The sequence below is a fragment of the Sphingomonas sp. PP-F2F-G114-C0414 genome, from assembly GCF_003688595.1.
Lineage (GTDB): Bacteria > Pseudomonadota > Alphaproteobacteria > Sphingomonadales > Sphingomonadaceae > Sphingomonas.
Map to the genome: position 1 here is coordinate 613,917 of NZ_RCWT01000011.1, position 21,335 is coordinate 635,251.

Below are 21,335 nucleotides of genomic sequence, written 5' to 3' on the forward strand. Positions count from 1 at the left end.
GCCTAGCCGCGCCGCCGGGTTCCGGTGTAACGCGTGTGCGTGGACCTGTATCTCCCCGTCGCCAACCTGTCGGTCAACGCGCTCGTGATCATCCTGCTCGGCGGGGGAGTCGGGCTGTTGTCGGGCATGTTCGGGATCGGCGGCGGGTTCCTGACCACCCCGCTGCTGATCGTCTACGGCATCCCGCCGACCGTCGCCGCCGCCTCGTCGGCGAGCCAGGTGACCGGCGCCAGCGTGTCTGGCGTATTCGCGCATTTCCGCCGCAAGGGCGTCGATACCAAGATGGGCGGCGTCCTCGTCGCGGGCGGTATCCTCGGCTCGTTCTTCGGCGCGTGGCTGTTCCGCCTGCTCCAGCAGAGCGGCCAGATCGATACGGTGATCGCGATCGTCTACGTCGTCATGCTCGGCTCGATCGGTGGCCTCATGGCGAAGGAATCGATTGGCACGATCGGTCGCGCGCGGACCGGACGCCCGCCGAAAGCGCGCAAGCGGCGTCATCACCCGCTGGTCGCCGCACTGCCGCTCCGCACGCGCTTCTATGCATCGGGACTCTACATATCGCCGCTCGCACCGCTTCTGCTCGGCTTCTGCACCGGCATCCTGACGATCCTGCTCGGGATCGGCGGCGGCTTCATCCTGATCCCGGCGATGATCTACCTGCTCGGGATGGCGACATCGGTAGTGGTCGGCACCTCGTTGTTCCAGACGCTGTTCGTGACCGCGGTCGCGACGATGGTCCACGCGACGACCACCAAGGCGGTCGACATCGTGCTCGCCGGGCTGCTGCTGCTGGGCTCGGTGGTCGGCGCGCAGATCGGCGCGCGGTTCGCGACCAAGTTCAAACCCGAATATCTCCGCCTCGCGCTGGCGGTGATGGTGCTGCTGGTCGGCGCCCGCATCCTGCTCGGCCTGGTCTGGCGGCCCGAGGAGATCTTCTCGGTCACGCTTTCGTGAGGGTCGGGGCCCGGGCGCTGAAGCCGGCGTGGCTGGTCCTGCTCGCGCCACTGATGATGGCGCAGGCCAAGCCCGTGCTCGTCCCCGACGTGTCGCAGCGCAATATCGAGATCGCCTACAGCTTCACCGGTGCCGAGTTGCTGCTGTTCGGCGCGATCCTGTATCCGGGCGGCCGCCTGCCGAGCGGCGAGCATCCGACCGATATCGTCGTGGTGGTGAAAGGCCCGACCCAGTCGATCCTGATGCGCGAAAAGGAAAAGGTCGCGGGCATCTGGGTCAACGCGTCGCGGCTGCGCTATCGCTCAGCCCCAAGCTTCTACGCGATCGCCTCGTCCAAGCCCATCGGGCGACTCGTCGATGATCGCACGCGCGCGATCTACGAACTCGGGCTCGACAGTCTCCAGCTGTCGCCCGCCTCCAGCGCGCCGACCGACACGCAGGACCGGTTCCAGAAGGGGCTCGTCGACCTGAAACGCCGCGCCGGCCTGTATTACGAGGCGCCGCGCGCGGTCGAGATCACCGACGACGTGCTATATCGCGCGCGCGTCACGATCCCCGCCCGCGTCCCCGTCGGTCGCTTCACCGCGGAGACGTTCCTGATCCGCGACGGCCGCGTGCTGGCCGCCGCGGTGCGCGATATCGACATCCGCAAATCCGGCTTCGAACGATTCGTCGCGCGCGCCGCGGAGCGTTCGTCGGTCGTCTACGGACTGGTTGCGGTCGCGCTGTCGGTGTTCCTGGGCTGGGCCGCAGGCTGGATCGCGCGCAAACTGTAAGGAATTTCTCCATCCTCACCGGATATTTACGCCTTTGACGACATAGCGTCGGTGCGATGAGCGGGGTCCACGAACAATGACGGAAATGCCGGGCTCGAACGCGTTTCACGATGCCTCACCTCTGGCCGGGCCTTTCGCCGGTACGCAGCTGAACGACCTGTTGGGCGGCGTGCAGGCGCCCGCCCCGATCGGCGTGGTCTACGCGATCGCCGGATCGAGCAGCCGGGTACTCCTGGATCGCGCATCGATCGTCGCATTGTCCGACGACTCCGATCCCGTCGTCGCCGCTGCGGGCCAGGTCGGCAGCCAGATCAAGATGCGCATCGGGGCGTCGTGGCTGGTCGCCAACATCCGTTCGCTCAAGCTGGAGGACACCGCCGGCACCTGCATCGCCGCGGAGATCGACTATCTCGGCGAGGGCGACGAGGAACGCCTGACCGGCAAGCTCTACACGTTCCGTCGCGGCGTCACCCGCTATCCGATGCCGGGGTGCGAGGTGTTTCCGGTCACCAGCGCCGATCTCAAGCAGATCTACGCCGCCGGCGACCGCGCCAATATCGAGGTCGGCATGGTCTATCCGACCAAGGACATCCGCGCCGCGCTGTACGTCGACGCGATGCTCGGCAAGCATTTCGCGCTCGTCGGTTCGACCGGTACGGGCAAGTCGACCGGCGCCGCGCTGATCCTGCACCGGATCTGCGAACTGGCGCCACAAGGCCATATCGTGATGATCGATCCGCACGGCGAATATGCCGCGGCGTTCAAGACCAACGGCGCGATCTACGACGTCACGAACCTGCAGATGCCGTATTGGCTGATGAACTTCGAGGAGCATTGCGAGGTCTTCCTGACCAGCAGCGGCTCCGCGCGGCAGTTCGACGCCGACATCCTTGCCAAATGCCTGCTGATGGCGAAGGCGAAGAGCCGGCTCGGGCAGGAGATCGCCAAGCTGACGGTCGATGCGCCGATCCCGTATCTGCTCAGCGACCTGACCAACATCATCAGCCTGGAAATGGGCAAGATGGATCGTGCCGGCGATACCGCGCCCTACCTGCGCCTCAAGACCAAGATCGACGAGATCAAGGCCGATCCGCGTTATGGCTTCATGTTCTCGGGCATGCTGGTCGCCGATACGATGGCGGCGTTCCTCGGGCGGATCTTCCGACTGCCCGGCGACGGCAAGCCGATCTCGATAATCGACGTCTCGGGCGTCCCGTCCGACATCACCGCGGTGGTGGTCGCGGTACTGGCGCGGATGACGTTCGATTTCGCGATCTGGTCGCGCAACGAACCACAACGCCCGGTCCTGCTGGTGTGCGAGGAGGCGCATCGCTACATCCCCGCCGGCCAGGACACCGACACCGCGGTCGGCCGGATTCTCGGCCGGATCGCCAAGGAAGGCCGCAAATACGGCGTGTCGCTCGGGCTCATCACGCAGCGCCCGTCCGATCTCGCGGAGGGGGTGTTGTCGCAGTGCGGAACGATCATCGCGATGCGGCTCAACAACGACCGCGATCAGGCGTTCGTCCGCGCCGCGATGCCCGAAGGCGCCCGCGGTTTCCTCGATTCGATCCCGGCGCTGCGCAACCGCGAATGCATCATCTGCGGCGAAGGCGTGACGATCCCGATCCGCGTCTCGTTCGACGATCTCGAGGACGCCAAGCGCCCCGCCTCGGGCGACCCGCTGTTCTCCGAACTCTGGCGCGACGTCGGCAGCGAGGAGCAGATCATCGCCCGCACGATCCAGCGCTGGCGCGCGCAGGGGAAATAGCTACGTCTCATTATGGACGTATGCCTTTGAAAACCGGACGGGGCGACTACGGGTATCAAGGTCGAACACGCCCGATTGATTCACGTAGTGTGCATCAGATTTATGCATCGTCGTACCGCTGGGCTTTTCGCCACTTGTCACCGCATGCAGAACTTGTGATTTTTGCATCAATCTGCCCAAAACGGCTTGTTGATTCTAGTAACCTATGGGTTACATGTAACCCTAGGGTTACAAGGAGATCGACATGACAGCAATCGATGTATCAGAACGTAAAGGCCGTTATCGGGCGACCAGTTTCTACGTTTTTGCCGCGATGAGCGTGGTGACCTTGTGGGTCAGCATGGCAATGCCCGGAAGTGATCTTCTGCGAGGTATATGGACAGGACTGAGCTTCGCAGCGGCAATCAATCTGTTGCCGCTCGCTCGCTGGCTGAAACCTAATAGCGCCGTAGCCCGGCTACTTGATGATGATGGGGTTCGAGAACATCGACGGATGAGCTGCACAGCGGGCTTCTGGGCTTCGATCGTATCCGCGTTTGCTGTCGCGATCACCGTAGAGGAAGCCGCTCCTATCAGCGCATTTGACGCCGTGCGTGTGGTCGCAACCGCAGCGATCGCAGCGGCACTTATTAGTTTTGCCACGCTGGAATTGCGTGCAGCTCGTGGGTGATCGCCTTTTCAATATCCTCAAGGCTGAGCGTGAGCGGCTCGGACTCACTCAGGGTGCGCTAGCACAAGCTATCGGCGTTAGCCGTAAGACGATCAACACGATTGAAAATGGTATCTTCGTCCCATCGACGCTGCTTGCACTTAAGCTTGCGCGTACGTTGGATCGACCGGTCGAAGCGCTGTTTCAGATCGAGGAATAATACCAAGCGGCTGATGCAAAACTCTTGATTTGCGCATCAAGAACGTACGCTATCCGCCGACCCGCACCGCCAGCAGCCGCGCGACCTTGGCGCTGAATGCGCGCAGCTTGCCACCGGACAGTTGCGCGACGCTGGCGAACGAGACCGTCCGCGGGTTGATCGCCGCGCCGTTCTTCCACACTTCCCAGTGGAGATGCGGGCCGGTCGACATGCCGGTCGAGCCGACATAGCCGATCACCTGGCCGGCGCGGACGCGTGTTCCTGACGCCACCGCGATCCGGCTCATATGACCATAGCCGCTCGCCATCCCGCCGCCGTGGACCAGCTTGACGAAATTGCCGTAGCCGCCGGTGCGCCCTGCGAACGTGACGATGCCGTCGGTCATCGCGTGAATCGGCGAGCCGTAGGACGCACCGATATCGAGGCCCTTGTGCATCCGCGTGAAGCCGAGCAGCGGATGCACGCGCAGGCCGAAATTCGAGGTGATGCGCCCGATGACCGGCATGGCAGACACGGCGCGTCGCTCGGTCTGTCCGGCTGCGTCGAACCAGCCGCCGCGGCTGCTTTCGTCGTCAAGGTCGCCATTGCCCGCATCGGGGGCGAAGCGGACGAGCTGCACTTTATGGCGCCCCTGGTCGATCCCGGCGAACAGGAGGTCGCCGACCCGGGTCTCGCCGGTCGCGGCGCGCTGTCGCTCGACGATCAGGTCGAAACGGTCGGCGGCGGTGACGTCGCGACCGATCGACAATCGCGTCGAGATCGCCTTGATATACGACTCGACGGCCTTGGCCGGGACGCCGGCCGCGCGCGCGGAGCGGTACAGGCTTGAGCCGACCAGCCCCTGGATCCGCAACGGGGTGGAGTCGATCGCGATCGGTTTGCGGTCCACGGTCAGCCCGCCCGCACCGCGCGCGAGCGACAGCGCCAGATCGAACCGCGCGCGAAAATCGAGCTTTTCCAGCGGCCGCGCGACGGTCCGGTCCGGCCGCCGTCCGAGCGTCAGTGCGATCCGCGTGCCCGCCGGGATCGCCTTCGGATCGACGGATTGCGCGACTAGCGCCGCGGCGGCCTCGGCATCGTTGCGACCGACGCCCGCGCGGATCAGCGCCCGGTCGAAGCTGTCCCCGTCGCCGAGCGTCGCGGAGAGGTCGATACTCGGCCGCTCGGGCACGTCGGCGAGCGGCGCGACGAGGTCGTTCGCTGCCATCCGCCGCCCGGTCGTCGCGCCCTGCGCCAAGGACGCGATGCCCTGGGCGCGCGTCTCCTCCCACTCCGCACCGGCGAGCGGCGACGGCACGGCACCGACGAGCGGCTTGAACCCCGGCGACAGCATCCAGGTCGCGGCACACAGCGCGGTGCAGGTCGCGAACCCGCGCCACCAGTCGAGACTGCCGATCGCCGTGCCCAGATCGGGCACCCAGTCGATCCGCGTCCCCCGGTCGCGCAACAGCGCCCGCGTCGGCTGGAGCAGCGACGACGCGCGCGCACGACCGAACCCTTGGCCCGGTGCCGCGCCCGCCAATTCGAAGCCCTGATCGTTACGAAGATACACGCAGGCCCGCCCCGATGGTGCCGGTCCCCCCGGCGTCAGGCGGTCGTTGTGGTCGCAACCTGCTAAAGTCAAATTAACCGGTGTGTGAGCATCGCCAGGATCGCGGCGAGATGTGCGGTCTTGGCGCCGGATCGTTAATACCGAGGAAACTCTGCGCAGGTCATTGCGCACGCAGACTTTACCCCCGATGTTGCTGCAATGAACGACGGCGCGAACGACGGGATCACGGCGGTTCTCGGCCCGACCAACACCGGCAAGACGCACCTCGCGATCGAGCGGATGTGCGCGCATTCCAGCGGCATGATCGGCTTTCCTCTGCGATTGCTGGCGCGCGAGGTCTATGACCGCGTGGTCGCGATCAAGGGCGCGAACCGCGTTGCGCTGGTGACGGGCGAAGAGAAGATCGTGCCGCCCGACGCGCGCTGGTTCCTGTGTACCGCCGAGTCGATGCCCGATCGCGACGTCGCTTTCGTCGGACTAGACGAGGCGCAGCTGGGGGCGGATCCCGAGCGCGGGCATGTCTTTACCGATCGCCTGATGCGCGCGCGCGGACGCGAGGAGACGATGATCCTCGGCTCCGAAGCGTTGCGGCCGATGATCAAGAAGCTTGTCCCCGGCGCGGAGATCGTCAACCGGCCGCGCTTTTCGACGCTGACCTATGCTGGCGCGAAGAAGATCAGCCGGTTGCCCAAGCGATCGGCGATCGTCGCGTTCTCGGCGGAGGAGGTCTACGCGGTCGCTGAGATGCTGCGGCGCCTGCGTGGCGGTGCGGCCGTCGTCATGGGTGCACTCAGCCCCCGCACCCGCAACGCGCAGGTTGCGATGTTCCAGGCAGGCGAGGTCGACTACCTCGTCGCCACCGACGCGATCGGCATGGGGCTCAACATGGATGTCGCGCATGTCGCGTTCGCCAGCCTCAACAAGTTCGACGGCAAGCGCCAGCGTCGCCTGACGGTGGCCGAGATGGCGCAGATCGCCGGTCGTGCGGGGCGGCATCAGCGCGACGGCACGTTTGGCGCGCTGTCGGACGATGGTCCCGGCGCATTCCTCCCCGAGGAAGTGCTGGCGATCGAGGAACACCGGTTTCCGCGGCTGGAAAACCTCTATTGGCGGCAGGGCGAGCCTGATTTCTCCAGCATCGACGCGCTGGTGGCGAGCCTTGAGGCGCGCCCGCCCGCCGGTGTTTTGCGCGCCGCGCCGCAAGCTCTCGATCTGGGGGTGTTGAAACGGCTGGCGGAGGAGGGCTGGGTCCGCGAACGCGCACGGCACCAGGCGATGGTCGCGCGGCTGTGGGCGGCATGCGGCGTGCCCGATTTCCGTAAAGTCGGGCTCGATCCACACGCGCGCTTCGTGTCGCGGCTGTTCGGACATTTGAGTGAAGGACGCGGGCATATCCCGCACCAGTGGTTCGCGGACGAGATCGCGCGGCTCGATACGGTAGCGGGCGACGTGCCGGTGATCGCCGGGCGGATCGCGGCGACGCGGATCTGGGCGTATATCGCGCAGCGTGCCGACTGGCTGGCCGAGCCGACGCTCTGGGCCGCGCGTACTGCCGCGCTCGAAGAACGTCTGTCGGATGCGCTCCACGCCAGCCTGACTCAGCGGTTCGTCGACAAGCGCACGACCGCGCTGATGCGTCAGATCGGCGCGGATGCGGGCGCGTTGCCGGTGGTGATCGGGCCCGAGGGCGAGGTGATGGTCGAGGATCATCCGATCGGTCGCCTCGACGGGTTCCGCTTCACCGTCGCGGCGGACGCGCGGGCTAGCGACAAGCGGCTGCTGCTGGCGGCGGCGGAAAAGCGGCTTACCGGCGAGCGTTCGCGGCGCGGGCAATCGCTGGTCAATGCGCCCGATGCGGATATCGCGCTCGACGATGCGGCGCAGGTCATCTGGGCAGGGCATCCGGTCGCCAAGCTGGGCGCGGGGCCGTCGTTCGCGCGGCCGCAGCTGATCCTCGATCGCTCGCTCGATTGCCTCGACAAGCCTGCGCGCGATCGGATCGAGGCTCGGCTGTCGCTGTGGCTTGCTGGTATGCTGAAGCGGCGGATCGCCGTGCTGGTTCACCTTGCCGAATTGAGCCGTGATCCGAATGCCACGCCGGCGTTGCGCGCGGTCGCGAGTGCGATCGAGGAGGCCGGCGGGATCCTGCCGCGGTTGCCGATGCGGCTCGCGCTCGACGCGATCGATCCCGAGGAGCGCAAGCGGTTGCGCAAGATCGGGATTACCGTCGGCGCGCTCGACCTGTTCGACGCGCGGTTGCTCAAGCCCGAATCGGCGCGCTGGCGACGTATCCTCGCGGCGGCTCGCGGTGTGACGATCACCGCCCCGCGCGAGGGCGCGACGGTGCTGGCGCGTGGCGGCGAGGGTGCGGTTCTGGAGGCAGGGTTCCGTCCGCTTGGGCTTCAGGCGGTCCGGATCGACCTGATCGAGCGCATTGCGCGGGCGGCGCACGACTCGCGGCAGGGCCGCACGCCGTTTGCGCCCGATCCGGCGCTGGCGACCTCGATCGGCGTCGACCCTGCGTCGCTGGAGCGGTTGATGGCCGAACTCGGGTTCAAGGCGCTGGCGGGGGACACGCCGCGCTGGGTCTGGCGCGGTCGTCCACCGGCTCGCGCCGTCGTCCCTGCCCCGATCGATCCGTCGCGACAGAACGCCTTTGCCGGGCTGGCCGCACTGGTCCGCCATGGTTGAAGGCGCGATGCGGATCGATCGGTTCCTGTGGTTCGTGCGGCTCGCGAAAACGCGCAGCGCCGCGCAGGCGATCGCCGAGAAGGGGCATCTGCGCATCGACGGCCGCCCGATCGATCGCGCGCATTGCCCGGTGAGGATTGGCAATGTGCTGACGTTCGCGGTGGAGGACCGGGTTCGGGTGATCCGGGTTGAGGCACTGCCGGTAAGGCGCGGGCCGGCGCCTGAGGCACAGGGATGCTATCAGGATTTGATCGCCGGGAGGACGCCTTCCGGAACAGTGCGCGATCCGGCTTCGGAATGATTGAAGAGGCTCGACGCTAGCGATCGTCGAAGACGCTGACGGCGCAAGAGCAACCGCCGTCATCCTGACGAAAGTCAGGACCCAGAGCCACGAGACGCTGCCCTTGGTATCCTGGGTCCTGACTTTCGTCAGGATGACGGAGGGGTGTTGGGCAGGATGTGATCGAAACGACAAAGCGTGATAACGTCTCGCAGAAGGCTTGCTATGATTGACGCGACCGGCGTGCGCGCATAGTCGCTGGCGCGTTCGTCGCCGGAAAGGAATCCGGCCCAGGAGTTCTGCAATGACCTACGTCGTCACCGATGCCTGCATCCGCTGCAAGTACATGGACTGCGTGGAAGTGTGCCCGGTCGACTGCTTCTACGAAGGCGAGAACATGCTGGTGATCAATCCCAGCGAGTGCATCGACTGCGGCGTGTGCGAGCCGGAATGCCCCGCCGAAGCGATCCTCCCCGACACCGAGAGCGGCCTTGAGCAGTGGCTCGAGCTGAACACGACCTTCTCGGCGCAATGGCCCAACGTCACGCGCAACGACAACCAGACGCCGCCGGATGCCGACACGATGAAGGGCGTCGAGGGCAAGTTCGACAAGTATTTCTCGCCCGAGCCCGGCGCAGGCGACTGATAAGAGGCGGCGAATCCCGAAAAGGGCAAGCCGCCTGCCACGTTCGGCTGGTAATTTTGTTGCAAAGCTGCTAGAAGAGTCCGCGACGGGCGCGATGATTCACGTCATCCGCCTGACGTGTAGACCTATCCCTCCCCCGATGCAGCAGCGACGAGTCCTTCGTCGAGGCGTCGCGGCGAGGCCTGATCCGGAAAGGCCCCAAATGGCTGCCAAGGCACTGTCCTTCGATGTCGGTGATTTCGTCGTTTATCCCAAGCACGGGGTCGGCCGTGTGATCGAGCTCCAGCGCTCGGAAATCGCCGGCATGACACTGGAACTCTACGTCCTCCGGTTCGAGAAGGAGCGCATGACGCTCCGCGTACCGACCAACAAGGCCGAAAGCGTCGGCATGCGCAAGCTGTCGTCCGACAAGACGATGCGCGAGGCGATGGACACGCTCAAGGGCAAGCCCAAGGTCAAGCGCACCATGTGGTCGCGCCGTGCGCAGGAATATGAAGCGAAGATCAATTCGGGCGACCTCGTGTCGATCGCCGAAGTGGTCCGCGATCTGTTCCGTGCCGACGACCAGCCAGAGCAGAGCTATTCCGAGCGCCAGATCTTCGAAGGCGCGACCAGCCGCCTCGCGCGCGAACTGGCGGCGATGGAAGAACTCGACGAGCCCAAGGCGCAGGAGAAGATTCTCGACATCCTCCGCGCGGCCGCCGCGATCTACAACAAGGACAAGGTGCCGGCATAACGCCTTCGCACTCGATCCGAACGCGAAAGGGCGGTCCTGCGGGGCCGCCCTTTTTCGTTAAATTCCGGTTTGCAGATGTCGCACGCGAGTGTATTGCATAGGCAATACACAGGAGGATGCGATGAACTTTCTTGCGCTCGGACTGATCATTCCTCTCGCGGCCTGCTCGTTCAGCTGGAACGACGACAGCGAGGGCTCGGGGGCTGCGGCGGCGGGATCGGGAACGACCCGTACCTATCAGGTCACCGGGTTCGACGGCATCGACCTGCGCGGCTCGGACGATATCGACGTGCGGGTCGGCACCGGCTTTTCGGTCCGGGCGGAAGGGCCGTCGGATCAGCTCGACCGGCTGACGATCGAGCGCAGCAGCGAGACGCTGAACGTCGGCCGCAAGACCAATTCGAGCTTCGGCTGGAACAAGAGCGGCAAGGTCAAGGTGTACGTCACGCTACCGCGACTGACCGACGCGACGGTCTCGGGGTCGGGCACCATCGCAGTCGACCATGTCGAGGGCGCGAAGTTCGCAGGTGGGATTCCCGGCTCCGGCAACCTCAACATCGCCGCGATTCGGGTCGAGGACGCCGCATTCTCGATCGCCGGATCGGGCACTGTGCGTGCCTTGGGTACGGCCAGGATGCTCGCCATCGACATTGCCGGCTCGGGCGCGGTCGATGCGCCGAAGCTTCAGGCGCGGTCCGCCAAGGTCGACATTTCCGGCTCGGGCAAGGTCCGCGCGATCGTCGACGGCCCTGCCTCGGTCGGCTTGTCGGGCTCGGGCGATGTCGATCTCGGCCCGAACGCGCGCTGCACCATTTCGAAGACGGGCTCGGGGAGCGTCCGCTGCGGGAACTGACTTGCCGGCGGGCGCGGAAGCGACGACGGTTGCGGGCATGAGATATCTGCTCGCGCCGCTGCTGCTTCTGTCCTCACCGGGGTTGGCGGCGCCGGCGCCAGCATCCACCCGGACGGTCTCGGTCGGCAGCTTCGACCGGATCCGTGTGGAGGGCCCGTTCGAGGTGCGCGTAACGATCGGTTCGCCGCGCGCGACGATCGCCGGCGACGTGAACGAGGGGGTGGCGGTGCGCGTCGATGGCACGACCTTGTCGGTCCGCAAGGGCACCGGCGGCTGGGGCGAGCAACCGCGTGGCGCAAGCGGCGGCGGCAGGCCGATCGTCGTCACGCTCTCGACCCCCGGCCTCGTCTCGGCGAGCGTCGCGGCGGGCGGGCGGCTGACGATCGCGAAGATGCGCGGGATGAAGCTCGACGTGACGGTCAGCGGCAATGGCAGCCTCGCGCTGACGGAGGCCGACACCGACCAGTTGAATGCGACGCTGATCGGCACCGGCGAGTTGACTCTCGCCGGCCGTGCCGCCCGCGCGCGCCTCATCGCCAGCGGCCCGGGCGCGATCGATGCCACCGGGCTGGCGGTCAACGACCTGACCGTGCACCTCGACGGCGTCGGCGACGTGAAGGCGGCGGCGCGCTACACCGCGCAGGTGACGAACAGCGGGCTGGGAACGGTAACGGTCGCGGGCAACGCGAAATGCCGGGTGGATGCGGCGGCTGGCGGACCGGTGGTCTGCGGGAAGCCGGCGGCGGGGGTCTCTGCTCCGTAGAAGGGGATGGCGCGTTTGTGGCCCGATCCACACCGGCACCTTCCTACCTGAATTAGCATCTGGATCGAGCCAGTCACCCCTATCCGTATCGGCCCTCATACCTTCCCAACAATCGTCATTCCCGGGGAGGCGGGAACCCATACTGGCGACCTCACGCTGAGATCGCTATCCTCTGAGGATATGGATCCCCGCCTGCGCGGGGATGACGATGGAGCTTTTGATAGGGTGGTATGAACCTCGACGAGCTCCGGGCCCTACCCCTTAAATGAGCGCCAGTTCCGCCAGCTTGGTCATCAGCGCGGGCGGCATCACGTCGAGCCCGGTCGCATCCCCGCCCAAATCGAGCGGTGCATCGGCGCCTTCCAGATAGCGCCACCCCTGGTGCGCGCGCTTGGGTCGCGCCTGCACCAGCACCAGCTTCGGATCGATATGGATCGCGACGCGCCCCTCGTCGGCCTCGCCGAACCCGAGGATCGGCGAGCGCGCGATCAGTTGGTGCTTGAGAATCCAGAACATCGAGCCCTGCCCGGCCACTTCCTCGTGCCGCTTGGGCAGATACCGCGTGGTAAGGAACACCGGCCCCTCCTCGCCACGCAGACGAAGCCGCTCGGCGAGGTGATCGACGCTTTCCGCGCCGAACGCGACTTTGGTGAGGTGGAGCGGCATGGCGTTGGAAATGGGCCTTAAATGTCGGCAATCAACCGTGCAGACCCCAAAGACTCGCGAGCCCGAGGAACGAGAAGAACCCCATCGTGTCGGTCATCGTCGTCACGAACACCGCCGACGACACCGCCGGATCGATCCGGAACTTGTCGAGCGTCACCGGCACCAGCACGCCGCTGAGCCCCGCCGTGATATTGTTCACCAGCATCGCCGCGGCGATCACCAGCGACAGGTCGGTGTTGCGGAAAATGACATACGTCCCGCATCCGATCAGCGCGCCCAGCATCACGCCGTTCGCCGCCGCGATACGGAACTCGCGGCCGATCATCCGCGCGGTGTTCGAACTCGTCAGCTGGTTGGTCGCGAGTGCGCGCACCACCACCGCCAGCGTCTGCGTGCCGGCATTGCCGCCCATTCCCGAGACGATCGGCATCAGCACAGCGAGCAATGCAAAGCTCGCGATCGTCCCCTGGAACAGCCCGACAACCGACGAGGCGACCATCGCGGTGCCCAGATTGACCACCAGCCACGTGAACCGCGTCCGCACCGTCAGCCGGATCGGCTCGTTGATGTCGCCATCGCCGGCGCCTGCCAGACGCAGCGTATCCTCGCCCGCTTCCTCGGAGATGATGTGGACGATGTCGTCGACCGTGATCATCCCGACCAGCCGGCCGCCATGATCGACCACCGCCGCCGAGATCAGTGCGTATTTCTGGAAGCGCAGCGCGACTTCCTCCTGGTCCATGTCGACCGGAATCAACGTCTGTTCGCGCTTCATCACGTCGGCGATCGCGATCCCGCGCGGGGTGCGCAGCATCCACGACAGCTGGCACGTGCCGATCGGCTTGTGCGCGGGGTCGACGACGAAGATCTCCCAGAAATCGGTCGTCAGCTCCTCATGGCCGCGCAGATAATCGATCGCGTCGCCGACCGTCCAATGCTCGGGCACCGCGATCAGCTCGCGCTGCATCAGGCGACCGGCGGACTCCTCGGCGTAGCTCAGCGCCTCCTCGATCGCCGCGCGATCGTCCGGATCGAGCGCGCGCAACACCGCGCGCTGCTCGTCCTCGTCCATGTCCTCGATGATCGCGACCGCGTCGTCGGTATCGAGTTCGGACGCAAGATCGGCGACCTGATGCGGCTCGAGCGCGTCGATCAAATCCTCGCGGACGTAATCGTTCATCTCCGCGAACACGTCGCCGTCGAGCAGGTCGGTGACCGCCCGCGCCAGTGCGGCACGATCCTCCTGCGGGGTCAGCTCGAACAGATCGGCGATGTCGGCCGGATGAAGCGGCTCGACCAGCGCGCGCGCCGCCTCGTCGTTGCCGTCCTCGACCGCATCGAGCACGGCCCGGACGAATTCGGGCCGCAGATGGTCGTCGCGATCGAGTTGCGTCTCGGGCGCGGTTTCGGTTTCGGGCTCGGGAAGCTCGAGTTCGCTCATGGCTGCCTCCCTTAAAAGATGGTCGGTTGGGCCCTAACGCGACACGCATGCATTTGCCAGTCGGAGTGCGGCTCCCTATCTGCCGCGCATCAATTCAGGAGACGATGAATGTCCGATACCCCCGAAACGCTGACGCTGACCCTCGACGGCGGCGACGTCACGATCAAGTTCCGCCCCGATCTGGCGCCCAAGCATGTCGAGCGGATCGCCGAGCTGGCGAACGAAGGCTTTTACGACGGCGTTCCGTTCCACCGCGTGATCCCGGGCTTCATGGCGCAGGGCGGTGACGGTGGTCGCGGCGACGGCACCGGCGGGTCGAGCAAACCCAACCTCAAGGCGGAATTCTCGGCCGAGCCGCACGTCCGCGGCGTCTGCTCGATGGCGCGTACCAACCAGCCCGACACGGCGAACTCGCAGTTCTTCATCGTGTTCGATGACGCACGCTTCCTCGACAAGCAGTATACCGTCTGGGGCGAAGTCACCGACGGCATGGACCTGATCGACGCGCTGCCCAAGGGCGAGCCACCGAAGGCGCCGGGCAAGATCGTCAAGGCACGCGCAGCGTAAGCTGAATTCCCCTCCCGCTCGCGGGAGGGGCTAGGGGAGGGAGCGACGTACGTACTGGCGTCGGGTCAGTGAGGCACGCCCCTCCCCCGACCCCTCCCGCAAGCGGGAGGGGAGTAGCGGCTAGACCTCCGCCACCGTCCGTATCAGCCAATCGTGGAACAGCTTCACCGGCTTGGTCTGCAACGCCCTTGGGCGGCACACGAACCAGTAGCTGTACGGGCTCTCCACCTCGATATCGAACAACCGGACCAGTCGCGGATCGTTCGCGTCCTCGAAGTGGCTCGCGTGCATGAACGCGACACCCAGACCCTGTGCGGCGGCCTCCAGCATCAGCGCCCCCGAATCGAAATGATCGATCGCGAGCGGCTCGATCTCGTCGAGCCCCGCCGCCGTCCGCCACGCGGTGAACGTGTCCGTCATGTCGCGGTGCACCAGCGCCGTCAGCGTCGAGAGCTGTTCCGGCCGCGTGACCGGGTCCGCGCGCTCCAGCAGGCTCCGCGCGCCGATCACATACACCGAGTTGCGATCGAGCCGCCGCGCGTAGAACGCGGGATCGATCTCGCGCGACAAGGCGATCACCGCATCCAGTCCGTCGCCGAGCCGCGACACCAGATGCGCCGCAGTATCAATATCGAGGTGCAGTTCGGGATGCGACGTCCGCAACTCGCCGAGCTTGGGGAACAGCTTCTGCGATGCATAGAGCGGTAGGATCCCGAGACGCAGCCGCAGCACCTCGGTCGTGCTGGTCAGCGATTCGACCGCGTCCGACAGCGAATCGAGCACCGGCGCGATCTGCGCCAGCAGCCGCTCGCCATCCGCATTGAGCACCATTGCCTGATGCCGCCGCGCGAACAGCGGCTTGGCGATGAACCGCTCAAGGCTCTGCACGCGACGGCTGAGCGCAGGCGCGGACAGCGCCAGGTCCTCCGCCGCGGCCTTGATCGACCCCAGCCGCGCGACCTGCACGAACGCCTCGATAGCCCCCAATGGCGGCAGCCTGCGCATGATCCCTCTTTCGACTCGACGAGTGTGACAATGACCGCTGGACGCATTCAGCCATACGATTGCAGTTAGCGCAATCGTAGCTGATCCCTTCGCACTTGCAACATGAACCGTCTCGCCGCAAAAAGACCTCGCCTTTCAGGCATCCTCTCCTAAAAACTTTCACGGGCTGGCCTTCATTGGCCGGCCCTTTTTTTGTACGTTTTCGGAAGCGCGAACGGGGCCAGTCCTCGAAACCGCGTGATGCACCCCCCATCTGATCCTTCGAGTTCGAAGGAGTCGAGATGCCCGATAGCGAAATCCCCACGCGGAAAATCCAGGTCGCCAATGCGCGTCCCGAGGACAGCGGCCGCGGCCTGGCACATTTGCCGCGCGCGTTGATGGCGACGCTCGGCATCGGCGAAGGCGATGTGATCGAAATCCTCGGCAAGCAGAACACGCCCGCACGGGCGGTCGGTCCGTATCCCGAGGACGAAGGTCTCGACATCCTCCGCATCGACGGCCTTCAGCGTGCCAATGCCGGTGTCGGCTCGGGCGATTTCGTCGAGGTGCGCAAAGCCGAGTCGAAACCGGCGACGCGCGTCGTCTTTGCCCCCGCGCAGCAGAACCTCCGTCTCCAGGGCTCGACCAACGCGCTCAAGCGGACCTTCCTCGGCCGGCCGATCTGCCAGGGCGATATCGTCGCGACCGCGGGGCATCAGCGCGTCGGCAACATGCCGCCGAACGTCCAGCAGTTCATGAACGCGCCGGCGTACGCGCTCCAGGAGATCCGCCTCGCGGTGATTGCCGCCAGCCCCAAGGGCGTAGTGCACATCGACGAGAATACCGAGATCGAACTGCGCTCCGAATACGAGGAGCCCCAGGCCGCGCGCCGCGCCGACGTCACCTACGACGATATCGGCGGCATGGCACAGACGATCGACCAGTTGCGCGAGATGGTCGAGCTGCCGCTTCGCTATCCCGAACTGTTCCAGCGTCTTGGCGTCGATCCACCCAAGGGCGTTTTGCTGCATGGCCCTCCCGGCACCGGCAAGACGCGCCTCGCGCGTGCTGTCGCCAACGAGTCGGATGCGCAGTTCTTCCTGATCAACGGTCCGGAAATCATGGGCTCGGCGTACGGCGAGTCCGAGTCACGCCTACGCGAAGTGTTCGAGGAAGCCGCGAAGGCAGCGCCTTCGATCGTGTTCATCGACGAGATCGATTCGATCGCACCCAAGCGTGGCCAGGTGTCGGGCGAGGCGGAAAAGCGTCTCGTCGCGCAGTTGCTGACGTTGATGGACGGGCTGGAGTCGCGCGCGAACCTCGTTGTGATCGCCGCCACCAACCGTCCCGAGGCGATCGATGAAGCGCTGCGTCGTCCGGGCCGGTTCGACCGCGAGATCGTCGTCGGCGTACCGGACGAACGCGGCCGTCGCGAGATCCTCGGCATCCACACGCGTGGCATGCCGCTCGGCGACCGCGTCGATCTCGATGAACTCTCGCGCACCACCTATGGCTTCGTCGGTGCCGATCTCGCCGCACTGACCCGCGAGGCGGCGATCGAAGCGGTCCGCCGGATCATGCCCAAGCTCAACCTCGAGGAGCGGACGATCCCGCCCGAAGTGCTCGACGAATTGTCGGTCACGCGCGAGGATTTTCTGGGGGCGCTCAAGCGCGTCCAGCCCTCGGCGATGCGCGAAGTCATGGTGCAGGCGCCGACCGTGCGTTGGGCCGATGTCGGCGGGCTCGACGATGCGCAGATGCGGTTGAAGGAGGGCGTCGAACTCCCGCTCAAGAACCCCGACGCGTTCCGCCGTCTCGGTATCCGACCGGCCAAGGGCTTCCTGCTCTACGGCCCGCCCGGCACCGGCAAGACGCTGCTCGCCAAGGCGGTCGCGCGAGAGGCGGAGGCGAACTTCATCGCCACCAAATCGTCCGACCTGCTCAGCAAATGGTATGGCGAAAGCGAGCAGCAGATCGCCCGTTTGTTCCAGCGCGCGCGTCAGGTCGCACCCTGTGTGATCTTCATCGACGAACTCGATTCGTTGGTGCCTGCGCGTGGCTCAGGCGCGGGCGAACCACAGGTGACCGAACGCGTCGTCAACACGATCCTAGCCGAGATGGATGGGCTGGAGGAGCTGCAGTCGGTCGTCGTGATCGGCGCGACCAACCGGCCTAACCTGATCGACCCGGCGTTGCTGCGTCCCGGCCGGTTCGACGAACTCGTCTATGTCGGCGTCCCCGACAAGGCCGGCCGCCGCCGCATCCTCGGCATCCAGACCGAGAAGATGCCGCTGGCGTCGGACGTCGACCTCGATCGCCTCGCCGACCGCACCGATCGCTTCTCAGGTGCGGACCTGGAGGACGTCGTCCGCCGCGCCGGCCTGGTGGCCTTGCGCCGCTCGATCGATTCGACCGACGTGACGATGGCCGACTTCGAGGGCGCGCTGAAGGAGTCGCGCGCCAGCATCACCCCGGAAACCGAGCGCGAATACGAACAGATGGCCGCGCGCCTCAAGCAGGATGCGACGGCGATCCAACCCCTGGGCTTCGCCTTCCCCCCGAGAAAAGACGACTGAATCGGGCGTTCCCCATCGCCACCCCGGCCTGCCCCTATCTCGAGACGGGAGAGGCTCCGGGGTGGTTGGGCGCTTGCTCCGCCTCGTAGTGGCCACCTCGGCACGATCGAAAGTGAACCCTTCATCGCGACGGGCGTTTGGCGAACGGATCACGAGAGAAGGACATATCATGAAGATTCAGCATGCTACGGCTATCGCGGCCGCTCTGACGATGATGTGCGGCACGCCAGCGCTCGCCCAGACGACGCGGGAAACCAAGGTGGATCACGACACCAAGGTCCATGACGGCGTCGCCACCGCCACGACGAAAGTCACCACGACCAGCAAGCGCAAGACGCATCGGCCGAAGAAGATCCTCGGCGTGAAGGTCGGTCACAAGACCGTCGAGCACAAGACGGTGCGCGAAAGCTCGGTGAGCTCGGACGGCGACCGCAGCGTGAAGGTCAAGACCTCGCATTGATCCGCCGCGGGCACTGGCGCCGATCGCGCCAGTGCTCGGCAAGCGGAAGCGACCGCAGGCTCGGGCACAGGTTCGGGCGTCATCGCCGGCAGACGGACGATTACTACCCCGACACGCGTTCGATCAGCGCCATCGCCGCGTGGGGTGCCCTTACCTTGGCGCCGTTGATGAAGAAGACGAACGTCTCGCGCGCATGCTTGGGCGGTAGCGCCTCTTCGACATAGGGAAGCCCCTCGGGTCGACCGCCCGCCGCCCAGAGCCTCGCCTTGTCCGCCCAATCGTCCAGTGCGGCCGGGGCATAGCCGGCGACGAAGCGCTCCTCGGCGTCCTCCAGCCGCACGTAGACGAAGTCGCCGGTCAGGTCGGCGATCGCGGGATAGTCGGCGGATTGCGCATAGACGATCGCCACCCCGGCAGCGCGGCACATCGCGACGAACGCGGGCACCGCGAAGCTTGCGTGCCGGACCTGGACCGCGTGACGGAGCGCGATGCCATCCTGCTTCGCCGGCAACAGCTTCAGGAATGCGGCGAAATCGTCCGGGTCGAACTGCTTGGTCGCCATGAACTGCCACAGGATCGGCCCGAGCCGGTCGCCGAGCTCGACGATGCCCTGCCCGGTGAATTTGGCGATCGACTCCCCCGCCTCGGCCAGGACCTTGCGGTTGGTGCAATAGCGCGACGCCTTCAGGCTGAACACGAAGCCGTCGGGGACCGCCTTGGCCCAGGACGCGAAGGTGGCGGGCTTCTGGCTGCCATAATAGGTGCCGTTGATCTCGATCGCGGTGACGTGGGCAGCGGCGTAGTCGAGCTCGCGTTTCTGCGGCCATTTCTCGGGGTAGAACGTCCCGCGCCACGGCTCGTAGGTCCAGCCGCCAATACCGATTCTCATATCGCTCATCGCCGAAGTGTAGCGCGCGCGAAGCCTTTTTGGCGATGGGCCATTCGGGCGTACATATCGGGATATGGCGAAGGGACTGTGCAGACCGCATCGGCAAAAGTCGCTGCCGTCATGGCAGCGACTGGAGCGGGCGAAGGGATTCGAACCCTCGACCCCAACCTTGGCAAAATGCCGCAGTGTTCGCTCATAGTATATTATGCAACCCTATTTACCTTGTCGAGTAGGTCTATCGGCATAGCATACAACAGCATAGTGACGCACCAAAGCTTAGTCGCGTGTTACCCCGGGCGTTACCCCGTATCCTATTAAGGTTGTGCTCGGTATTTTATTTGTGAGAGAGTATGCGTTATCATGCCACTGGATGCGCAATGATGCTACGTGATTGCCAGAAATTTGTAGTGGCAGCAGTATTGCTAATTCACGAACCTCGGTACTACTTACGCGCCTGTTTCACCAACGCAGGTTCGTTATGCCCATCGTTCGCTTCACAGATAGATGGCTTCAGGCCGCATCGCTTACCCCCGCCGAAGGTCGCGCCGAGTATACCGATGGCCTCTGCCCAGGGCTTCACCTGCGAGTTACATCGTTAGGTGTACGCACGTTCTCCGTCATGTTTCGGCTTAACGGAAAGCTGACCCGGAAAACCCTCGGCCGTTTTCCCGTCATCAGCTTGGCGAACGCAAGGTCGTCTGCACTGGACGTGATGCGCAAGGCTCAGGAGGGCATCGACGCACGCGAACACCGGTCGCGGGAGGAAACTACCCTGACATACGGTGAGCTGGTTGACAGCTACGTCGACAAGCATCTCAAGCCAAACGCCCGGTCGTGGAGAAATGTAGCAAGCGGACTTCGCCATGCCAGAATGAACCGGTTCACCAAGCGGCGGGTGGCGGAAATTAAGCGACGGGACATCATCGCGGTCATCGACGAGATTGTCGCCGAAGCGAAACCCCAAGCCGCGATCAACCATCTTCGCCACCTGAAGATGATGTTCAACTGGGCGGCCGGGCGCGACATGATCGCCAACAATCCCTGTGACGGCGTCAAGTCGCCGGGGCGGACGACCGAGCGGGACCGCGTGCTATCCGACCTTGAGATAGCTGCGGTCTGGAAGGCAACGTCAGATCTCCCAGCCCCCTTTGGAGCCATGTACAGGATGTTCCTGTTGACGGGGCAGCGGCGCAGCGAAGTCGCAACTATGCAGTGGCATGAGGTCGGAGGCACGGTTTGGACCATCCCGCGCGAAAAGGTGAAGAAGGATCGACCCCACGCGGTACCGCTTTCGAAAACCGCACTTACAACGCTGGCCTCGCTGCCGAAATATGGGCCCGAGGCCTATGTGTTCAGCACCACCGATGGCGATCGGCCGAGCAGTAATTTTAACAAGGTCAAACAGGAACTGGACCGGCTTTCAGGCACGAGCGGATGGACGATTCATGACATTCGCCGCACGGTGAGGACCAAGCTTGCGGAGCTAGGCGTTACCGAGGTTGTTGCCCGGAAAGTGGTGAACCACGAGACCGGAAAGGTCGACCGGATATACAACCGGCACGCGTATTTGGATGAGAAGCGGAAGGCGTTGACGATGTGGGAACGCCATCTTCTTGGCCTTGACCCATCAGCTTTGACCTGCTCCCCGTTTTCAGGCCGCTGATAACTTAGCTTCGGTGTCCATATGCCCCTGGCGGGGGCGGTTCGTAAACTCGGCGGGTGCCATCCCGCCAAGACTGCTGTGCGGACGCACGGTGTTGTAGTCCGTCCGCCATGCCTCGATGATCCGTCTCGCCGCAGCCAGCGAGGGGAACAGGTGTTCGTTCAGACACTCGTCGCGCAAGCGACCATTGAACGATTC

Annotated in this window: 21 protein-coding genes; 15 read left to right on the forward strand and 6 right to left on the reverse strand. The window is 65.2% G+C overall.

Annotation, left to right across the window (positions count from 1 at the left end; all coding sequences use genetic code 11):
* Nucleotides 1-39 precede the first annotated feature (39 nt).
* The 5 genes from C8J47_RS11920 (at nucleotide 40) to C8J47_RS11935 (ending at nucleotide 4,370) form a co-directional block, all read left to right on the forward strand.
* The gene (locus C8J47_RS11920) at nucleotides 40-954 is read left to right on the forward strand and encodes a sulfite exporter TauE/SafE family protein (RefSeq protein WP_056053938.1); all 915 of its coding nucleotides are present in this window, start codon (nucleotides 40-42) and stop codon (nucleotides 952-954) included.
* 56 nt (nucleotides 955-1,010) lie between these two features.
* Nucleotides 1,011-1,730: a TIGR02186 family protein gene (locus C8J47_RS11925; protein WP_056054789.1), complete on the forward strand. Its 720-nt coding sequence runs from the start codon at nucleotides 1,011-1,013 to the stop codon at nucleotides 1,728-1,730.
* Between the two features lie 76 nt (nucleotides 1,731-1,806).
* A complete protein-coding gene (locus C8J47_RS11930; RefSeq protein ID WP_121885806.1) occupies nucleotides 1,807-3,501 on the forward strand; it encodes an ATP-binding protein in 1,695 nt (564 codons plus the stop codon).
* A gap of 244 nt (nucleotides 3,502-3,745) precedes the next feature.
* On the forward strand, nucleotides 3,746-4,171 hold the full coding sequence (locus tag C8J47_RS18920) for a hypothetical protein (RefSeq protein ID WP_147454320.1): 426 nt from the start codon (nucleotides 3,746-3,748) through the stop codon (nucleotides 4,169-4,171).
* Entirely contained in the window at nucleotides 4,164-4,370 is a 207-nt protein-coding gene (locus C8J47_RS11935) for a helix-turn-helix transcriptional regulator (protein ID WP_121885890.1), read from the forward strand. Before C8J47_RS18920 ends, C8J47_RS11935 begins: the two co-directional genes overlap by 8 nt.
* 49 nt (nucleotides 4,371-4,419) lie before the next feature.
* Here the strand turns inward: C8J47_RS11935 and C8J47_RS11940 are convergent, their stop codons facing one another.
* Nucleotides 4,420-5,922 (reverse strand): M23 family metallopeptidase, encoded by a 1,503-nt coding sequence (locus tag C8J47_RS11940; protein ID WP_259467506.1) that lies wholly within the window; start codon nucleotides 5,920-5,922, stop codon nucleotides 4,420-4,422.
* A 198-nt stretch (nucleotides 5,923-6,120) separates the two neighbouring features.
* Here C8J47_RS11940 and C8J47_RS11945 point away from each other — a divergent pair, with 198 nt between their 5' ends.
* The 6 genes from C8J47_RS11945 to C8J47_RS11970 all read left to right on the forward strand — a co-directional run bounded on the left by C8J47_RS11945 (nucleotide 6,121) and on the right by C8J47_RS11970 (nucleotide 11,891).
* The gene (locus C8J47_RS11945) at nucleotides 6,121-8,613 is read left to right on the forward strand and encodes a helicase-related protein (protein WP_121885808.1); all 2,493 of its coding nucleotides are present in this window, start codon (nucleotides 6,121-6,123) and stop codon (nucleotides 8,611-8,613) included.
* Entirely contained in the window at nucleotides 8,606-8,914 is a 309-nt protein-coding gene (locus C8J47_RS11950) for an RNA-binding S4 domain-containing protein (RefSeq protein WP_259467507.1), read from the forward strand. Before C8J47_RS11945 ends, C8J47_RS11950 begins: the two co-directional genes overlap by 8 nt.
* 283 nt (nucleotides 8,915-9,197) lie before the next feature.
* Nucleotides 9,198-9,539, forward strand: coding sequence for a ferredoxin FdxA (fdxA, locus tag C8J47_RS11955; protein ID WP_121885809.1), 342 nt, complete (start codon nucleotides 9,198-9,200; stop codon nucleotides 9,537-9,539).
* A 202-nt stretch (nucleotides 9,540-9,741) separates the two neighbouring features.
* A complete protein-coding gene (locus C8J47_RS11960; RefSeq protein WP_056053923.1) occupies nucleotides 9,742-10,275 on the forward strand; it encodes a CarD family transcriptional regulator in 534 nt (177 codons plus the stop codon).
* A gap of 121 nt (nucleotides 10,276-10,396) precedes the next feature.
* Nucleotides 10,397-11,128 (forward strand): head GIN domain-containing protein, encoded by a 732-nt coding sequence (locus tag C8J47_RS11965; protein ID WP_121885810.1) that lies wholly within the window; start codon nucleotides 10,397-10,399, stop codon nucleotides 11,126-11,128.
* A gap of 37 nt (nucleotides 11,129-11,165) precedes the next feature.
* Nucleotides 11,166-11,891, forward strand: coding sequence for a GIN domain-containing protein (locus tag C8J47_RS11970; RefSeq protein WP_183129085.1), 726 nt, complete (start codon nucleotides 11,166-11,168; stop codon nucleotides 11,889-11,891).
* Between the two features lie 261 nt (nucleotides 11,892-12,152).
* On the opposite strand, the gene C8J47_RS11975 is transcribed toward C8J47_RS11970, so the two are convergent.
* A complete protein-coding gene (locus tag C8J47_RS11975; RefSeq protein ID WP_121885812.1) occupies nucleotides 12,153-12,557 on the reverse strand; it encodes a DUF1489 family protein in 405 nt (134 codons plus the stop codon).
* Between the two features lie 31 nt (nucleotides 12,558-12,588).
* A complete protein-coding gene (mgtE, locus tag C8J47_RS11980; RefSeq protein WP_060526149.1) occupies nucleotides 12,589-13,998 on the reverse strand; it encodes a magnesium transporter in 1,410 nt (469 codons plus the stop codon).
* 108 nt (nucleotides 13,999-14,106) lie between these two features.
* On the opposite strand from mgtE, the gene C8J47_RS11985 reads away from it, so the two are divergent.
* A complete protein-coding gene (locus tag C8J47_RS11985) occupies nucleotides 14,107-14,565 on the forward strand; it encodes a peptidylprolyl isomerase (protein WP_121885813.1) in 459 nt (152 codons plus the stop codon).
* Between the two features lie 120 nt (nucleotides 14,566-14,685).
* Here C8J47_RS11985 and C8J47_RS11990 read toward each other — a convergent pair whose 3' ends face one another.
* Entirely contained in the window at nucleotides 14,686-15,570 is an 885-nt protein-coding gene (locus C8J47_RS11990) for a LysR substrate-binding domain-containing protein (RefSeq protein ID WP_121885814.1), read from the reverse strand.
* Nucleotides 15,571-15,851: 281 nt separating this feature from the next.
* On the opposite strand from C8J47_RS11990, the gene C8J47_RS11995 reads away from it, so the two are divergent.
* Nucleotides 15,852-18,125 (forward strand): CDC48 family AAA ATPase, encoded by a 2,274-nt coding sequence (locus tag C8J47_RS11995; RefSeq protein WP_121885815.1) that lies wholly within the window; start codon nucleotides 15,852-15,854, stop codon nucleotides 18,123-18,125.
* A gap of 169 nt (nucleotides 18,126-18,294) precedes the next feature.
* Complete coding sequence (locus tag C8J47_RS12000; protein WP_060526145.1) at nucleotides 18,295-18,585, forward strand: hypothetical protein; 291 nt, start codon at nucleotides 18,295-18,297, stop codon at nucleotides 18,583-18,585.
* Nucleotides 18,586-18,688: 103 nt separating this feature from the next.
* Here the strand turns inward: C8J47_RS12000 and C8J47_RS12005 are convergent, their stop codons facing one another.
* Nucleotides 18,689-19,483 (reverse strand): DUF72 domain-containing protein, encoded by a 795-nt coding sequence (locus tag C8J47_RS12005; RefSeq protein WP_121885816.1) that lies wholly within the window; start codon nucleotides 19,481-19,483, stop codon nucleotides 18,689-18,691.
* 469 nt (nucleotides 19,484-19,952) lie between these two features.
* Here C8J47_RS12005 and C8J47_RS12010 point away from each other — a divergent pair, with 469 nt between their 5' ends.
* Entirely contained in the window at nucleotides 19,953-21,137 is a 1,185-nt protein-coding gene (locus C8J47_RS12010) for a site-specific integrase (protein ID WP_121885817.1), read from the forward strand.
* On the opposite strand, the gene C8J47_RS12015 is transcribed toward C8J47_RS12010, so the two are convergent.
* A partial coding sequence (locus C8J47_RS12015) for a transposase (RefSeq protein WP_243645666.1) occupies nucleotides 21,126-21,335 on the reverse strand: 210 nt, incomplete at its 5' end. The two genes, C8J47_RS12010 and C8J47_RS12015, sit on opposite strands and share 12 nt — an antisense overlap.

Coding starts and splice junctions, on each gene's coding strand:
- C8J47_RS12005 (WP_121885816.1), bottom strand. CDS start 19,483: ATGAGCGATATGAGAATCGGTATTGGCGGCTGGACCTACGAGCCGTGG.
- C8J47_RS11990 (WP_121885814.1), bottom strand. CDS start 15,570: ATGCGCAGGCTGCCGCCATTGGGGGCTATCGAGGCGTTCGTGCAGGTC.
- fdxA (WP_121885809.1), top strand. CDS start 9,198: ATGACCTACGTCGTCACCGATGCCTGCATCCGCTGCAAGTACATGGAC.
- C8J47_RS18920 (WP_147454320.1), top strand. CDS start 3,746: ATGACAGCAATCGATGTATCAGAACGTAAAGGCCGTTATCGGGCGACC.
- C8J47_RS11970 (WP_183129085.1), top strand. CDS start 11,166: ATGAGATATCTGCTCGCGCCGCTGCTGCTTCTGTCCTCACCGGGGTTG.
- C8J47_RS12000 (WP_060526145.1), top strand. CDS start 18,295: ATGAAGATTCAGCATGCTACGGCTATCGCGGCCGCTCTGACGATGATG.
- C8J47_RS11965 (WP_121885810.1), top strand. CDS start 10,397: ATGAACTTTCTTGCGCTCGGACTGATCATTCCTCTCGCGGCCTGCTCG.
- C8J47_RS12010 (WP_121885817.1), top strand. CDS start 19,953: ATGCCCATCGTTCGCTTCACAGATAGATGGCTTCAGGCCGCATCGCTT.
- C8J47_RS11950 (WP_259467507.1), top strand. CDS start 8,606: ATGGTTGAAGGCGCGATGCGGATCGATCGGTTCCTGTGGTTCGTGCGG.
- C8J47_RS11925 (WP_056054789.1), top strand. CDS start 1,011: ATGGCGCAGGCCAAGCCCGTGCTCGTCCCCGACGTGTCGCAGCGCAAT.
- C8J47_RS11930 (WP_121885806.1), top strand. CDS start 1,807: ATGACGGAAATGCCGGGCTCGAACGCGTTTCACGATGCCTCACCTCTG.
- C8J47_RS11945 (WP_121885808.1), top strand. CDS start 6,121: ATGAACGACGGCGCGAACGACGGGATCACGGCGGTTCTCGGCCCGACC.
- C8J47_RS11985 (WP_121885813.1), top strand. CDS start 14,107: ATGTCCGATACCCCCGAAACGCTGACGCTGACCCTCGACGGCGGCGAC.
- C8J47_RS11995 (WP_121885815.1), top strand. CDS start 15,852: ATGCCCGATAGCGAAATCCCCACGCGGAAAATCCAGGTCGCCAATGCG.
- C8J47_RS11960 (WP_056053923.1), top strand. CDS start 9,742: ATGGCTGCCAAGGCACTGTCCTTCGATGTCGGTGATTTCGTCGTTTAT.
- C8J47_RS11975 (WP_121885812.1), bottom strand. CDS start 12,557: ATGCCGCTCCACCTCACCAAAGTCGCGTTCGGCGCGGAAAGCGTCGAT.
- mgtE (WP_060526149.1), bottom strand. CDS start 13,998: ATGAGCGAACTCGAGCTTCCCGAGCCCGAAACCGAAACCGCGCCCGAG.